General features: G+C 64.1%; 17 protein-coding genes. 11 read left to right on the plus strand and 6 right to left on the minus strand.

What is annotated here, in order from left to right; all coding sequences use genetic code 11:
- Positions 1–125 precede the first annotated feature (125 nt).
- The 5 genes from V1286_RS14565 to V1286_RS14585 all read left to right on the plus strand — a co-directional run bounded on the left by V1286_RS14565 (position 126) and on the right by V1286_RS14585 (position 5,223).
- A complete protein-coding gene (locus V1286_RS14565) occupies positions 126–419 on the plus strand; it encodes a hypothetical protein (protein WP_334480519.1) in 294 nt (97 codons plus the stop codon).
- 289 nt (positions 420–708) lie between these two features.
- The gene (locus V1286_RS14570) at positions 709–1,929 is read left to right on the plus strand and encodes an LL-diaminopimelate aminotransferase (RefSeq protein ID WP_334480520.1); all 1,221 of its coding nucleotides are present in this window, start codon (positions 709–711) and stop codon (positions 1,927–1,929) included.
- A 27-nt stretch (positions 1,930–1,956) separates the two neighbouring features.
- Positions 1,957–3,276, plus strand: coding sequence for a homoserine dehydrogenase (locus V1286_RS14575; protein ID WP_334480521.1), 1,320 nt, complete (start codon positions 1,957–1,959; stop codon positions 3,274–3,276).
- Between the two features lie 75 nt (positions 3,277–3,351).
- Positions 3,352–4,353 (plus strand): class II fructose-bisphosphatase, encoded by a 1,002-nt coding sequence (gene glpX / locus V1286_RS14580; protein WP_334480523.1) that lies wholly within the window; start codon positions 3,352–3,354, stop codon positions 4,351–4,353.
- A gap of 150 nt (positions 4,354–4,503) precedes the next feature.
- The gene (locus tag V1286_RS14585; RefSeq protein ID WP_334480524.1) at positions 4,504–5,223 is read left to right on the plus strand and encodes a haloacid dehalogenase type II; all 720 of its coding nucleotides are present in this window, start codon (positions 4,504–4,506) and stop codon (positions 5,221–5,223) included.
- Between the two features lie 60 nt (positions 5,224–5,283).
- Here V1286_RS14585 and V1286_RS14590 read toward each other — a convergent pair whose 3' ends face one another.
- The 3 genes from V1286_RS14590 to V1286_RS14600 all read right to left on the minus strand — a co-directional run bounded on the left by V1286_RS14590 (position 5,284) and on the right by V1286_RS14600 (position 7,016).
- Positions 5,284–5,577: a type II toxin-antitoxin system RelE/ParE family toxin gene (locus V1286_RS14590; protein ID WP_334480526.1), complete on the minus strand. Its 294-nt coding sequence runs from the start codon at positions 5,575–5,577 to the stop codon at positions 5,284–5,286.
- Entirely contained in the window at positions 5,574–5,801 is a 228-nt protein-coding gene (locus V1286_RS14595; protein ID WP_334480527.1) for a hypothetical protein, read from the minus strand. The genes V1286_RS14590 and V1286_RS14595 overlap by 4 nt, the downstream gene beginning before the upstream one ends.
- A 120-nt stretch (positions 5,802–5,921) precedes the next feature.
- Entirely contained in the window at positions 5,922–7,016 is a 1,095-nt protein-coding gene (locus tag V1286_RS14600) for a methyl-accepting chemotaxis protein (RefSeq protein WP_334480528.1), read from the minus strand.
- A 305-nt stretch (positions 7,017–7,321) separates the two neighbouring features.
- Between V1286_RS14600 and recJ the strand changes: the two genes are divergently transcribed.
- Both recJ and V1286_RS14610 read left to right on the plus strand, forming a co-directional pair.
- Complete coding sequence (recJ, locus tag V1286_RS14605; RefSeq protein WP_334480529.1) at positions 7,322–9,163, plus strand: single-stranded-DNA-specific exonuclease RecJ; 1,842 nt, start codon at positions 7,322–7,324, stop codon at positions 9,161–9,163.
- Positions 9,164–9,196: 33 nt separating this feature from the next.
- A complete protein-coding gene (locus tag V1286_RS14610; protein ID WP_334480531.1) occupies positions 9,197–10,006 on the plus strand; it encodes an SDR family NAD(P)-dependent oxidoreductase in 810 nt (269 codons plus the stop codon).
- Between the two features lie 43 nt (positions 10,007–10,049).
- On the opposite strand, the gene V1286_RS14615 is transcribed toward V1286_RS14610, so the two are convergent.
- Positions 10,050–10,940, minus strand: a complete 891-nt coding sequence (locus V1286_RS14615) for a LysR substrate-binding domain-containing protein (RefSeq protein ID WP_417021140.1) — start codon at positions 10,938–10,940, stop codon at positions 10,050–10,052.
- Between the two features lie 110 nt (positions 10,941–11,050).
- Between V1286_RS14615 and V1286_RS14620 the strand changes: the two genes are divergently transcribed.
- Positions 11,051–11,773 carry an FMN-dependent NADH-azoreductase gene (locus V1286_RS14620; protein ID WP_334480535.1) on the plus strand — a complete coding sequence of 241 codons (723 nt, stop codon included), beginning with the start codon at positions 11,051–11,053 and terminating at the stop codon, positions 11,771–11,773.
- On the opposite strand, the gene V1286_RS14625 is transcribed toward V1286_RS14620, so the two are convergent.
- Positions 11,728–12,954, minus strand: a complete 1,227-nt coding sequence (locus V1286_RS14625) for a lytic murein transglycosylase (RefSeq protein WP_334480536.1) — start codon at positions 12,952–12,954, stop codon at positions 11,728–11,730. The genes V1286_RS14620 and V1286_RS14625 overlap by 46 nt on opposite strands.
- Positions 12,955–13,021: 67 nt before the next feature.
- The gene (locus V1286_RS14630; RefSeq protein ID WP_417021141.1) at positions 13,022–13,471 is read right to left on the minus strand and encodes a MarR family winged helix-turn-helix transcriptional regulator; all 450 of its coding nucleotides are present in this window, start codon (positions 13,469–13,471) and stop codon (positions 13,022–13,024) included.
- Between the two features lie 191 nt (positions 13,472–13,662).
- On the opposite strand from V1286_RS14630, the gene V1286_RS14635 reads away from it, so the two are divergent.
- The 3 genes from V1286_RS14635 to V1286_RS14645 all read left to right on the plus strand — a co-directional run bounded on the left by V1286_RS14635 (position 13,663) and on the right by V1286_RS14645 (position 15,216).
- On the plus strand, positions 13,663–14,142 hold the full coding sequence (locus tag V1286_RS14635) for a carboxymuconolactone decarboxylase family protein (RefSeq protein WP_334480540.1): 480 nt from the start codon (positions 13,663–13,665) through the stop codon (positions 14,140–14,142).
- A gap of 142 nt (positions 14,143–14,284) precedes the next feature.
- Positions 14,285–15,031: a C13 family peptidase gene (locus V1286_RS14640; RefSeq protein WP_334480541.1), complete on the plus strand. Its 747-nt coding sequence runs from the start codon at positions 14,285–14,287 to the stop codon at positions 15,029–15,031.
- The gene (locus V1286_RS14645; protein WP_334480542.1) at positions 15,028–15,216 is read left to right on the plus strand and encodes a carboxymuconolactone decarboxylase family protein; all 189 of its coding nucleotides are present in this window, start codon (positions 15,028–15,030) and stop codon (positions 15,214–15,216) included. Before V1286_RS14640 ends, V1286_RS14645 begins: the two co-directional genes overlap by 4 nt.
- Positions 15,217–15,269: the final 53 nt, after the last annotated feature.

Genomic DNA, 15,269 nt, shown 5'->3' on the forward strand with positions numbered 1-15,269 from the left:
ACAATGGTTTGAACGGTTCTAGCGAAATCAACGCAGCGGGACGATTCTGCGTTGCAAAGCTCGTACCAGCGCATAGATGCCATCGCGATGCGGGGGTGCGCAGGTAGTTGGGGATTTCCGGACGGATGCCGGCAGATCGAACGATAAGGCTGTGGTCGATTGCCGCGCTGTTTGCGTCGGCATTCGCGCTTGGCGGCTGCTCGACGCAGATCGCGGATATGCCGGCCCTTGGCGTGCCGGCAGACGCGCCCGAGCGTCCGAAGGAAGCCGGTGGGTATCTACCGGTGCATGACCTGCCGCCGGACCGTAACGAGGAGGCGATCAAGCCGGCCGAACTGGCTAAAATTCAGTCAGATTTGACAGCCGCCCGCGACCGTCAGGCGACGGCTTCCACCTCGGCAAAACCAGCCAAGAAGTGAGGGGCTCGTCGGTTTGACGCGCTATCCTGGCGCATTCTCCTGGCGCGAACCGGCCAAACCCGGACCAGTCCGGGGCTGCTTGAAAACGCCATAAAAACTGGCGCTGCCGGGCTCCCGTGGTAAAAGAACCCAATTCAACCGCATTGCGGGTCCAGAGCTCAAAGGATCTCGCGCCTGAATTCGCTCTAAATCATTGATTGAGCGCGACTTCTGACCGAAGCCCGATCGGTTTCGATAGCCGCGAAGGTTCCCCCGATTCTGTCCTGCCGGTTGTCGGAGCAAGGGTCCCATGGAAGATTTTTATCGCATCCGCCGTCTGCCGCCTTACGTGTTCGAGAAGGTCAACCAGGCCAAGGCGGCTGCGCGCAATGCCGGGGCCGACATCATCGACATGGGCATGGGCAATCCGGACCTGCCCACGCCGCCCCATGTGCTGGAGAAACTGAAGGAGACGCTCGGCAAGCCGCGGACCGACCGCTACTCGGCCTCACGCGGCATCAACGGCCTGCGCAAGGCGCAAGCCGCCTATTACGGGCGGCGGTTCGGTGTAAAACTCAATCCGGACACCCAGGTCGTGGCAACCCTCGGCTCGAAGGAAGGCTTTGCCAACGTGGCGCAGGCGATCACCGCGCCCGGCGACGTCGTGCTGTGCCCCAATCCGAGCTATCCTATACATGCCTTCGGCTTCCTGATGGCGGGTGGCGTGATCCGCTCGGTGCCCTCGGAACCGACGCCGCAATTCTTCGAGGCGGTGGAACGCGCGATCATCCACTCGATCCCGAAGCCGATCGCGCTGATCGTCTGCTATCCCTCCAATCCGACCGCCTATGTCGCCGACCTCGATTTCTACAGGGATCTGGTGGCGTTCGCGAAGAAGCACGAGATCTTCATCCTGTCGGATCTGGCCTATGCCGAAGTCTATTTCGACGACGACAATCCGCCGCCCTCGGTGTTGCAGGTTCCCGGCGCGATGGACGTCACCGTCGAGTTCACGTCGATGTCGAAGACGTTCTCTATGGCGGGCTGGCGCATGGGCTTTGCCGTCGGCAACGAGCGGATCATCGCGGCGCTGGCGCGGGTGAAATCCTATCTCGACTACGGCGCGTTCACCCCCATTCAAGTCGCCGCCACCGCCGCGCTGAACGGGCCGGACGATTGCATCAAGGAAATGCGCGACACCTACCGCAAGCGCCGCGACGCGCTGGTCGAATCGTTTGGCCGGGCGGGCTGGGAGATTCCGCCGCCGCAGGCCTCGATGTTCGCCTGGGCGCCGCTGCCCAAGACCTTCGAGGGCGTCGGCAGCATGCAGTTCGCGACCCTGATGGTGGAGAAATCCGGCGTGGTGGTTTCGCCCGGCGTCGCCTTCGGCGAGCATGGCGAGGGCTATGTCCGCATCGCCATGGTGGAAAACGAGCAACGTATCCGCCAGGCGGCCCGCGGGGTGCGCCGCTTCCTTGAAAGCGGCATTGAAACGTTGCACAACGTGGTTCCTCTCGCCAACCGGCGCTAATTCCTTTTATTGCAGGTTCTCTCATTCATGGTCGCACCCCTGAAAGTGGGTATCGCGGGGCTCGGCACTGTTGGCGCCGAAGTCGTCCGCCTTATCGAAGAGCAGTCGCGGACGCTGTCCGAGCGCAGCGGACGCGGCGTGCGCGTCGTTGCCGTCACGGCGCGCTCGAAGGCGAAGAAGCGCGCGCTGGACCTGCGCGGCGTCGACTGGGCCAAAAGCCCGCTGGCGCTGGCCTCTGACCCCAACATCGATTGCTTTGTCGAACTGATGGGCGGCTCCGGCGAGCCGGCGCTGTCGGCGATCGAGGCCGCGCTGAAGTCCGGCAAGTCGGTGGTGACCGCCAACAAGGCGCTGATCGCCAAACACGGAATTCGGCTGGCCAAGGCTGCGGAGAAGCATGGCGGCGCGCTCAACTACGAGGCCGCCGTTGGCGCGGCCATTCCCGTCATCAAGACCCTTCGCGAGGGGCTTGCCGGTACCGGCGTCAACCGCGTCTACGGCATCCTCAACGGCACCTGCAATTACATCCTGACCCGGATGGAGCAGGAGGGTCTGTCATTTGCCGAATGCCTGAAGGACGCGCAGCGGCTCGGCTATGCCGAAGCCAATCCGTCCTTCGACGTCGACGGCCACGACACCGCGCAGAAGCTTGCGATCCTGGCGAGCCTCGCCTTCGGCACCAAGGTGGCGCAGAGCGCGGTCTATGTCGAAGGCATCTCCTCGATCGCGCCGGAAGATTTGCGCGCGGCTGAGGAACTGGGCTACCGCGTCAAACTGCTTGGCGTGGCGGTGCGGACCGCCAAGGGCATCGAGCAGCGCGTGCATCCGACCATGGTGCCTAAATCATCCTCGATTGCGCAGGTGATGGGTGTTACAAACGCGGTGACTATCGACGGCGAGGGTATCCCGCCGATCACGCTGGTGGGGCCTGGCGCCGGAGGCAGTGCCACCGCTTCCGCCGTCGTTGCCGACATCGCCGATGTGGCGCGCGGTATTCGCGCAAGGCCGTTCGGACGTCCCGTGGAGCGGTTGCGCGACACCACTAAGGCGCCGATGGAGCGCCATGAGGGCGGCTATTACATCCGCCTGATGGCGCGCGATCTCGCCGGCACCGCCGCCACCATCGCCACCCGCCTCGCCGAACAGAAGATTTCACTGGAATCGATCGTGCAGCGTCATCCCGAAGGTGTAGACCTGAATGGCGCCACGAAAAAAAAGTCACCGGTTCCGGTCATCCTGATTACCTACGCAACCTCCGAGGATGCGGTGTACCGCGCGCTAGAGGCGGTACAGCGCGATAAGGTGATCAGCGGCCGGCCGCAGGTGATACGAATCGAGAAAAACTAGCGCGCGATTTGCATGAGTTGCGCGTTGAACGATAGATCGGGCCGGGGCCCCGTGCAGGTTTAAAGGAGTGAGCCGATGTCGACCCATATTTCCGTTCCGCCGCAGCTATTGCTCGAGCGCATCCTCACGCTCGAGATCGTGCGCGTGACGGAACGCGCGGCTGTTTCGGCGGCGCGGCTGCGCGGCCATGGCCAGGAGAAGGCCGCCGACCAGGCGGCCGTCGACGCGATGCGTCGCGAACTCAACAAGCTGCCGATCGAAGGCACTGTCGTGATCGGCGAGGGCGAGCGCGATGAGGCGCCGATGCTGTTCATCGGCGAGAAGGTCGGGCTCAACGCCGGTCCGCAGGTCGATATCGCCGTCGACCCGCTGGAAGGCACCACGCTCTGTGCCAAGAACATGCCGGGCGCGATCGCGACCATGGCGATGGCCGATGGCGGCACGCTGCTGCACGCACCCGACGTCTATATGGAGAAACTCGCGATCGGCCCGGGCTATACCAAGGGCGTGGTCGAGCTCGACGCATCGCCTGCCGACAATGTTCGCCGGCTCGCCAAGGCCAAAGGCGTCGAGCCTGGCGCGATCACGGTGCTGGTACTCGACCGCCCGCGCCACGCCGATATCATCGCCAGCATCCGCTCGACCGGCGCCGCGGTGCGGCTGATCACCGACGGCGACGTGGCGGGCGTGATCCATTGTGCCGATCCTGATAACACCGGCGTCGACATGTATATCGGCACCGGCGGCGCGCCCGAGGGCGTGCTGGCCGCGGCGGCGCTGCGTTGCATCGGCGGCCAGATGCAGTGCCGGCTGATCCTCGACAGCGAGGAGAAGCGCGAGCGCGCGCACAAGATGGGCGTGACCGATCCGAAGATGATCTACGGCATCGAGGACATGGTGCGCGGCGACTGTCTGTTCGCGGCAACCGGCGTCACCACGGGTTCGCTGCTCACGGGCGTCAAATTCCGCAAGGATAGCGTAATCGAGACCGAAACGGTGGTGATGCGTTCGGTCACCGGCACGGTGCGCTACATCAAGGCCGAGCACCGGCAGCTGGATAAATTCCATTTGGATTGAGGCAGGCCGTCATTCCGGGGCGATGTAGCATCGAACTATGGTGCGCAATTGCGCACCTGAGAATCTCGAGATTCCCCGATGTGCAATTGCACATCTGAGGTTCGCGCTTTGCGCGCCCCGGAATGACAAGAAGAAACGGGGAGGGCTCGCATGTCCGATGTTTCGGCGGTAAAAGCGCTGGTGTTCGACGTGTTCGGCACCGTCGTCGACTGGCGCACCAGCCTCATCAATGATTTCACCAAATGGTCGGAAACCTCGGGCATCGAGGCCGACTGGACCGCTCTCGTCGATGGCTGGCGCGCGGTCTACTCCGCCTCGATGGACGAGGTGCGCAAGCATCCCGAACGCGGCTATCAGATACTGGATACGCTGCACCGGCAATCGCTGGAAAAACTGGTGGCGCAGTTTTCAATTCAAGGCTTGAGCGACGCCGATCTGCACTACCTGACGATGGGCTGGCACCGCCTGCATCCCTGGCCCGACAGCGTGCCGGGGCTGACGCGGCTGAAAAAGAAATACATCATCTCGCCGCTCTCCAACGGCAATGTCGCGCTGCTGACCAACATGGCCAAGTTCGCCGGCCTCCCGTGGGACCTCATCATGTCCGCGGAATTGTTCGAGCATTACAAGCCCGATCCGGAAACCTATCTCGGCGCCGCCAAATTGCTGTGCCTGCCGCCGGGTGAGGTGATGATGGTCGCTGCGCACAACAACGATCTGAAGGCCGCGCAGAAGCTCGGCCTCAAGACCGCCTTCGTCGCGCGTCCCACCGAATACGGCCCGCATCAGAAATATGATTTCGAGGCGAAAGGCGACTGGGACATCGTTGCCAAAGATTTTGGCGGCATCGCCGACAGGTTGGGGTGCTGAGGTGGCTTGTGTCCCGGGCGCGGCGCAGCGTTTTTCACGACGCACTGCAGAGCGGGCATGTCATGGCGTGCCTGACGCGGAGCGCGGCCGGCGCGATGCGTGGCGCATACGCTGAATGATAACGTCGCTATCGGTGACGCGATAAAAAATCAGATAGGGATAAGGGCTGAGAGTGAGGCGCCGCACACCTGGAAGGTCGGTCGCTTGCCCGGCGTAAGGGTGCTGCGCCAGCAAACGGAACAGAGTTTGAATCCGCTCGCGAACATGGTTTGCCCCTTGGGGCGAATCCGCCTCGATGTAGTCAAGCGCCTTCTCGATCTGCATCGCCGCGCGCCGTGTGACGCGCAGCCTCACACAGTGCGCTTTGTCAGGATCGAACGCATCAGTTCGTCCGTGGCGAACTCACCCCGCGCGATCTCCGCATCTGCTTCGGCAAGGTCGGCGCGTTCCTCGGACGTCAACAGAATGACGGGTTGCTCTTCGCCGGCCACCTGCAAAAGCAGGCGCGCAAGTTCGTCCTGCACCTCAGGGGGGAGGCCGCGTACGCTGTCGACTGCATGTTCAAGCAGTTTGGTCATGGTTGAAAGATAGGCGTTTCCCCAGCGGGAGGGAAGGATTTCAAGGGAAAATGTATGCGTCTTATTTTGCCTTGACGCTACGATGCATCGCCACCGTAGTTTCTGTCACAATAGCGCAACCTATCCCACCCCGCCCTGGATCACCCCGAACCAGCCGAGGCCCTTATACGTTTCGTAGCCGGGCGTGGCGTGGAACGCGACCAGCGCGCCGGAGCGGTCCTGATGGAAGCCGGAGCGCCGTCCCTCCAGTGGAAGCGAGACGCGCTCGGTGAGCAGGCCCTGGCCGTCGGACGCCGCGATTACCCGGAAATTCGAATCGACCAGCAGCACGCGCGCCTTGTCGGCGGCGCCGACGCGCACGCCTTGCACGATGGCGCGGGCTTGCGGCTCCCAGTCGAAGTGGACCGCCAGCACGCCGGTCGGTTTGCCGTTGGCCTTGCCGCCGGCGCGAACGCTGGCGCAATAGGTCACGACCTGGGCGTTGCCAAGCAGGGGCTGGCATTCGACGTCGCCGACGGCGTAATCGTCGCCGGAGCGCAGGTTCCGTGCCGCGCGAAACCATTTTGTGTGCGACACGTTCTGGCTCACGACGCCAAAGCGATCGGCGCGGCCGTTGGCGCGCACATTGCCGTCGAGATCGCACAGCCAGAGATCGAGATAGACGGTGTAGGCGCCGAGGATCACGGCCATCCGTTCCGACGCATGCGCGACGGCGGCAGCCTCCGGCGCCGCCGCGCAATCGACGACGGCGGAATCGGTCGCCCACCAGCGCACGTCGCAGGTGCGCTCATAGAGGTTGCGATCGATCAGTTCGATGGCGTTCAGCGACAGATCGACCATGCGCTCGCCGCGCGAGCGGTCGGCCATCTGCGCGATCGAATTCATCAGATTGCCGGTGCGGTTGGTGAGCTGGCTTTCGAGTTCGCGGGCGATGGTCTCGACTTGCTGGCCGACGTTGCGAACTTCCTGCGCCACCACGGCAAAGCCCGCACCCTGGGCGCCTGCGCGTGAACTCTCGATCAGCGCGTTCAGCGCCAGCATCTTCATCTGGTTGGTGATCTTCTGGATCGACTTGGTCTTCTCGCAGGCGACCTGATTGACCTCGGCGGTCAATCTGGCGATCAGCGCGGAAACGTCGGCCTCGTCCTCGGCGCCCGCTGCATTGGCTGGCTGTTTTGCGATCGTTGCTGTCTGGGAGCGAAGCGCGACGGACATTGGCGGGGAATTCCTCAGTCTTTGTGCGGATGTCGATCTTCTGCGGATCGGCGGGACTCAACGAGTGCGTATTGACTCCTTTGTCGGGGATCATGGCTAACGATTGGTTTAATTTCTGCCTCGCGCGGGTAGTATTGCGGGGACAAGTTGCATCTTCTTTGTGCAAGTCGTTTTTATCGGCATAGACTCAAAGCTGGTGCGGCCGGGATTGTGTCGGCTTGGCCGCAGCGATTCGCGCGGATCCGTACCACGCCATGGTCCGAGTTTGCCGATCGGCGGCTTTGTCCCTATCACTCGAAGGAATCATGACGCTCCCCGTATCCGCACTGCCCGTTGAACTGCCGCCGGCGTTTCTCGGCGTCTTGCGTTCGGCGACCGGCAAATTGTGGCGCGACCGGCTCGATGCCAGGGGGGCGGCGCGGGCGCTGGCGATCACGCAGCGCTACCAATTGCCGGAGATGCTGGCGCGCGTGCTGGCGGGGCGCGATGTCGGGATCGACGAGGTCGAGGATTTTCTCGATCCGACCATCCGCAAACTGATGCCCGATCCCCACACCGTGACGGCGATGGAGACGGCGGCGAGGCGCATTGCCGACGCAGCCGCGCGCGCCGAGAAGGTCGCGATCTTCGGCGATTACGACGTCGATGGCGCGACCTCGGCGGCGCTGCTGGCCTGGCATCTGCGCCATTGCGGGCTCGATCCGCTGATCCACATCCCCGACCGCATCTTCGAGGGCTATGGCCCCAATGTCGACGCGGTGCGGGGGCTCGCCGGCAAAGGCGCGACGCTGCTCGTCACCGTCGATTGCGGCACCACCAGCCTCGAGCCGCTGGCGGAAGCACGGAAGCTCGGCATGTCCGTGGTCGTCATCGACCACCACCAGACCGGCGACGAATTGCCGGAGGTCGATGCGCTGGTGAACCCGAACCGGCCTGACGATCTCTCAGGCCTCGGTCATCTCGCTGCCGTCGGCCTGGTGCTGATCACGCTGGTGGCGGTGAACCGGGAATTGCGTAGCCGCGGCTTCTGGAATGCCGAGCGGCCGGAGCCGGATCTGCTCGGCATGCTGCACCATGTGGCGCTCGGCACCGTGGCCGACGTCGCGCCCCTGACCGGGCTCAACCGCGCCTTCGTCGCCAAGGGCCTGATCGCGATGCGCCGCCGCGACCATATCGGCCATACCGCGCTGATGGACGTGGCGCGGCTGAACGGACCGCCGGAAGCCTGGCACCTCGGATTCATGCTGGGGCCGCGCATCAATGCCGGCGGTCGCATCGGCCGCGCCGATCTCGGGGTGCGGCTGCTGCTGGAAGGCGACATCTCGGAGGCCGCGCGGATCGCAGCCGAGCTCGACCGGCTCAACAGCGAGCGCCGCATCATCGAGCAGGCGGCGGAGGCGCAAGCCGAGGCCGAAGCGCTGGCTTCGCTCGGGCTCGAAGACAAGGGCGCGGTGATCGTGACCGCCGCCGAGGGCTGGCATCCCGGCATCGTCGGTCTGGTCGCCTCGCGGCTGAAGGAGAAATTTGCACGTCCCGCCTTTGCGATTGCGCTGGAGCCGGGCGGCATCGGCACCGGCTCGGGCCGCTCGATCTCGGGCGTCGATCTCGGCAAGGCGGTGCGGCAGGCGGTGAAGGAGCGGCTCTTGATGAAGGGCGGCGGCCACGCCATGGCCGCGGGCGTGACGCTGCGCAAGGAGAAGCTTGCGGAATTTCGTGCCTTCATGGAAAGCGCGCTGGCCGAGGACGTCGCCAACTCCCGTCACGAGCACGAGCTGTTCATCGACGGTGCGGTGAGCGCGCGCAGCGTAACCGTGGAATTCGCGACGATGCTGAACCGCGCCGGGCCGTTCGGGGCGGCCAATCCAGAGCCCGTGATCGCGCTGCCGGCGCATCAGCTGGTCTATGCCGACGAAGTGGGGCAAGCGCATCTGCGCCTGCGCTTCAAGTCGGGCGACGGCGCCATCGTCAACGGCATCGCGTTTCGCTCGGTCGGGCAGAAGCTCGGCCACGCGCTGACGCAGAACCGCGGCCAGCCGCTGCATGTGGCAGGCTCGCTCGCGGTCGATCGCTTTCAGGGCTCGGAACGCGTGCAGTTGCGCGTGACCGACGTCGCAGTGCCGGATCCGGGACCGGCCTTGATCAGGTAATTCGACAACCAAGAACAACAAACGGGAGAAGAAATGACAGGACAGGTTCAGGGCAAGGTCGCGCTGGTGACGGGTGGTGCGTCCGGCATCGGGGAGGCGGTTTGCGAATTGCTGGCGCGCGAAGGCGCCTCAATTGCCGTAACCGACGTCGACGATTTGAAAGGTCCCGAGGTCGTCGCGCGGATCAAGAAGGCGGGTGGAGAGGCGAGCTTTTGGCATCACGACGTCACCAGCGAGGAACGCTGGATCGAGGTCGTGGCTGACGTGATGAAGCGCTACGGGCGGCTGGACGTGCTGGTCTCGAACGCCGGCATCGGAATCTCCGTTCCGACGATCACCGAGATGTCGCTGGCGGATTGGCGGCGGCAGAACGCGGTCAATCTCGACGGCGTATTTTTATCCGTGAAGCATTGCCTGCCGGCGATGCGCAAGACCGGCGGCGGCTCCGTCATCATGATGTCGTCGCTGGCGGGGTTGCGCGGTGCGGCCGGTCTTTCCGGTTACTCCGCGACCAAGGGCGGTGTCCGGCTGTTCGCCAAGTCGATCGCGATGGAGTGCGCCACGTTTGGCGACGGCATCCGCGTCAACTCGGTGCATCCCGGAATCATCGACACGCCGATCTGGGGCAAGATTCCGGCTGGAGCCACAGGCAGCGGGCAGAACGCGCCGATCGATCCTGAGGAACGGGCCAAAATGGTGACGCCGCTCGGGCGTGCCGGCGAGGCTGAGGAGATCGCGCAGGGCGTGTTGTATCTGGCGTCGGATGCCTCGCGTTACGTGACGGGAACGGAGCTCGTCATCGATGGCGGGATGAATGCGGGCGGGGTGGCGCGGAGGGCGTGAGGGTGGCGAAATCCGCTTCTTCGGTGTGACACGCGTCAGAGCACTATTGGGGCGCTGCGGTGAATTGCGCCCGCAACCAAGTCTGCACCGCCTCGATCGGTTCGCTCAGTGGTCTGTCGCGGCCGCGGACCAGGTGCAAGGAGAAGCCTTCAAGCTCCGGTCCGAACGGGACCTCCAACGTGCCCTGCGCCAGTTCGTCGGAGACAAGCAGCAGGCTATGCAGCGCGATCCCGGCGCCGGCGACCGTCGCCTGGATCGCATGGGTCTCATCGCTGAAGCGCAGGCCCGCCCGTGCATCGATGCCATCAACGCCGGCAATTTTCAGCCAGCGACGCCAGGTCGGATTGCGGGGATCGCGACGATACCAGTCGAAATGCAGCAGGGTTGCTGACCGCAGGTCGCTCGTTTTCTTGATACCGAGGCGCGGACTTACGACCGGCGCAAAGCGATCGACGGTAAGGGTCTCAGCGACCAGATCGGGGTAGGGTCCGGGGCCGTAGCGCAGGGCGAGATCAGCGACGCCCGAACCGAGGTCGACGGCTTCCAGCGTCGCGAGCAACGTGAGATCGATGTCCGGTCGCGCCTTGCGAAATGCCGCGATGCGCGGCACTAACCACTTGGCCGCGAAAGCAGGTGTCGCGGACAGCGTCACCACGGTGCGCCGCCGCGTGCGGCTCAAGCCATCGATAACGCGCGCAAAGGAATCGAAGCCGTCGCGCAGAATCGGCAACAGTACTTGCCCTTCCGCCGTAAGCAGCACCTGGCGCGTGCGCCGTTCGAACAATCTCACGCCGATCGCTTCCTCGAGCTGCCGCACCTGATGACTGATCGCCGTCGGCGTGACGTGCAGTTCGTGCGCTGCGCGCTTGAAGCTCAGATGTCGCGCGGCGGCCTCGAACGCGCGCAGGCCAATCAATGGAGGCAGACGTCGCATTGCTATGGCCTATAGATGAGTTTAGCTCATCCATAGGCTGAGTAATTTGCGTTTGTCAATGCGGCTCGCTGCACCGATCTAAGCCGCTAACAGATGAACGGAGATATGCCATGAAGCTATTGCGAATTGATTCCAGCGCGCGTTCCCAAGCCTCAGACCGAAGTTCGCGCGGGTCGCATACGCGCAGGCTCACCGAGCGGTTTACTCGCCGCTGGCTGCAACAGCGGCCGAATGATGTTCTGATCAGTCGCGATGTCGGCCAATCACCGCCGCATCCGGTCGCCGAAAAATGGATCGGCGCCGCCTTCACCAAGCCCGATCAACGTGAGCCCTGGATGAAGGAGGCGCTGGCCGAAAGCGATGCGCTCATCAACGAGCTGATCGCAGCCGATTTGGTCGTGGCCGGCGTGCCGATGTACAATTTCGGGATGCCCGCGCAGTTCAAGGCTTATATCGACAACGTCGTGCGGGTCGGCCGCACGTTCGGTTTTGACCGTTCGAGGCCTGACGATCCCTATACGCCACTGCTGGCGGGGATGGACAAGCGTCTCATCTTGCTCGGTTCCCGCGGCGATTACGGGTACGATCCGGGCGGCCGCATCGCTCATATCAATCATGTGGAGGGTGCTATCCGCGATGTCTTCGCCTTTCTCGGCGTCACCGCGTTCCACAGCGTCGCAATCGAGTATGACGAGTTCGGCGGCGATCGATTGCAGGCGTCGATTGCGGCGGCGGAAGGCGCCGTCGATGAACTGGTCGATCGGCTAGCGGGGGCGCGGCAAGCGGTTTACCCACCCTGTCTCAACCGCGCCAGCACCTTCAGCCCGCCGTAACCGTCGGCGGGCAGCAATCCCATCTTGGTCTGATAATCCCTCACCGCCTTCATGGTGTCGTTGCCAACGCGGCCGTCGGTGCCGCCGGTGTCGAAGCCGGCCTTTGTCAGCCGCGTCTGCACTTCCTGCACCTCGGCGAGCGTCAGCGCACGCTCGGAGCCGGGGAAGGGCTGGATGAAAGGCGGCGCGCCCAGAATGCGGTCGCCGAGATGGCAGATCGCCAGCGCGTAGTTCATCGACGGATTGTAGCTCTTCACCGAATAGAAATTCGGCCCCAACAGGAACGAAGGACCGCCGGCGACCGGCACCCACATCTGCGCGGATGCGTTCGGCTGCGGGAACGGCTTGCCGTCGGCGCGCGTGACGCCGGCGCTGGCCCATGCCGCGTAGGTCCGGCTGCCGCTCGAAGACCCTCCGCGGACCTCATAGCCCCAATGCTCGCCGCGATGATACTTGCCGCGGTTGAGCAGATAGCGTGCGCTGGAGCCGAGTGCATCGTCCGGCTTGCCGAACGGCGAGACGCGGCCGTCCTTGTCGTAGTCCATGCCGACATTGAGCCAGACTTCGGGCATCCACTGCGTATGACCCATCGCGCCGGCCCAGGAGCCGCGCATTTCCTCCGGCGTGCCCCAGCCGCGATCGACGATCTTCAGGGCGTTGATCAACTCGGTTTCCCAATAGGCGCGGCGGCGCGGCTCGTTCCAGGCAAGTGCGGCCAGCGCTGGAAAAATGGGACGCATATGGTTCTGCTGCACCAGTGGATCGCCATAGGCTGATTCAACGCCCCACAGCGCCAGCAGCGTGCCGCGTTCGACGCCAAAATCCTGCTCGATCCGGGCGAACAGGGCCTCGTTCTTCTTCAGGGCTTCACGGCCGTTGATGATGCGCCAGTCCGAGGCGCGGCGATTGATGTATTGCCAGATCTGCTCGTGGAATTCCGGCTGCTTCTGCATCTGCCGGAACACGCTCATGTCGGGCTCGATGCGGCCCATCACCCGCGTCCAGGTCGCGTCCGAAATGCCTTTTGCAATTACGCGCGCGCGAAAATTGTCGCGCCACTGGTCGAAGCCGGGTGGGGCTGCAAACGCGGCAAGCGGTGTGGCGAGCAGGGTGCCTGCGCCGATGCCGGCCTTCAGCACGGCGCGGCGGGTCGGGGCATCAGGGGAATCGGGCTGTTTCATGCCGTCAGTCTAGCGGCGCGGCGGGCCGGTGCCAAAAGCCAAGACGCCGCGGGAACCAGCGATTCCCTCACAAATCCGCGGCGATTTTGGCGAGCCAGCGGCGGATCATGGCCTGGTCCCTGGCAGACAGCCCGGCCGTCAGCCGTTGCTCGATCACTTGCGCGTGTCGCTTGCACCTGTCGAGCAAAGCAGCACCCCGCCGCGTCACCGTCCACTGCAGCACCCGGCCATGAACGGGGTGCGGGGTCTTCTTGATGGCGTCGTCGCGCTCGAGATTGCGGATGATGACGCCGACCGTCTGCGGCGTCAGCATTGCCACCCGCGCAAGCTCGGCGCCGGACAGGCCGGGATAGGCCCTGAGCATGGTCAGTACGACGAATTGCGGCGGGGTCACGCCGAGGTCGGCCAGCGACCGCTCCATTGCGAGCCGCGTCGCGGCCTGGGCCTGGCGCAGCAGGTAGGCGAGGTAGCCTTGCTCGCCGCGTTTGCCTTCGCCGGGCGGCGGCGGACGAAGCATCAACGGGGCGGGGTTGCCGGCGGATGTTTGCCGCGACCGTCGGCCGGCGCTCCCGGCTACCGGTTTTGGCGCCCGCTGTGGATTTTTCGCCGGAGCATTTTGCGATCGCGCCGCGGTGTCCCGTGGTGCCTTGCGCAGCATATCAGTGCTCTTATAATTAATCAGAGCCCTGATAACATGAGGCACAAGAGATGTCACACGCCCGCAAAGAATACAGAGACTTCATGTCGCTGACGCCGGACGCCTACGAGGCCGTGCTGGCGCTGAGCCAGGTCGCGGGCAAGGCGGGCATGGACAAGCAACTGCTCGAACTGATCAAGCTGCGTGCCTCACAGATCAATGGCTGCGCCTTCTGCGTGCAGTATCACATCCTGGAGAGCGAGAAGCTCGGCGTGCCCACCGATAAACTCAATCTCGTGGTGGTCTGGCGCGAGGCGCCGCAGTTCTCGCAGCGCGAGCGTGCGGCACTGGCATGGACCGAGGCGCTGACATCGCTCAGCGAGGGCGTCAGCGACGAGGTCTATGCAGAGGCGAGCGCCGAGTTCTCGGAGAAGGAACTCGCCTATCTCACGTCGGCGGTGGCGTCGATCAATGTCTGGAACAGGTTCGGCGCCGCCTTTCGTTGGACACCCCCGGCGCGGAAGCAGGCCGTGGACGCGGCAGCGTCATAGAATTCAGGGGCGCGGACTCACTAGCGCCGCCGAACAGGATGCTGATGGGTGTAAGTTTGATGAAGGCCAGATAGTTGGCCAACAGCGCGTGTCACGGACTGGGCTGCCATGCTATGGTAGCCATGACGAGACAAGGTTCGCAATGACGTCCAACTCCTGGATCAGCCGGCTCGGCGCACCGCTCATCGCGCTCGTCCTGACGGTCGTGCCGTCGGTTTCGCCGACGCACGCGGTTGAGGACGCTCCCAGGGTGAGCGTGGTGTCCTTTGGCCTTTTCGGCGATCAAGGCGTGTTTAGACGCGAGGCGACCGGCGCAGCACAGGTCGTGGCGGGCCGTTTCGGGAGCGGCCCAGTCAACGTGCAATACAATTCGAAGAAAGGCGGAGGCGCAACGATCGAGGCCCTGGCCATGTCGTTGCAAGTGGCAGCCAATGGGATGGACGCCGAGAACGACGTTCTGTTCTTGATTCTGACCTCGCATGGCTCCCGCGACGGTCTTGCAGTCAAAGCGGGGCGACTCACGCAAACGCTCACGCCGGCCAATCTCGCCGATATGTTGGCGCGGACGAGCGTGCGACACAAGGTGGTGGTCATCTCGGCCTGCTATTCCGGCGTCTTTATCCCTCGTCTTGCTAACCCCGATGTCCTGGTCATCACCGCGGCCGATGCCGACCATCCATCGTTCGGCTGCCAGGACAAGGCCAAGTGGACCTATTTCGGCGATGCCTTTTTCAACGTTGCGCTCCGGCGAGCTAGAAGCCTGAAGGAAGCCTTTGTTGTTGCGCGCGCGCTCGTCCGGAAGCGTGAACTGCGCGAGCAGTTCGAGCCATCGAATCCCCTGATGGCAGGCGGCGCAAACGTGCAGCCATTGCTCATCGCGAGTCCTTGAACAATCGGCCGCCTTGCATCCATGAGCACTGGCGTGCTGTGCAGGCGAGCGCCGAGTTTTCGGAAAAGGAGCTGGCCTATCTCACGTCAGCGGTGGCCGCGATCAACGTCTGGAACAGGTTGGGCGCGGCGTTTCGCTGGACGCCGCCGATGCGCAAGCCAGCCGCGGGTGCGGCGGCTTCGTAACGATGAAAATTAGTTAGCAGCTGGACAGGCCTCCCTGGCTTGCGGGGCGACGG

The sequence above is a fragment of the Bradyrhizobium algeriense genome, assembly GCF_036924595.1.
GTDB lineage: Bacteria > Pseudomonadota > Alphaproteobacteria > Rhizobiales > Xanthobacteraceae > Bradyrhizobium > Bradyrhizobium algeriense.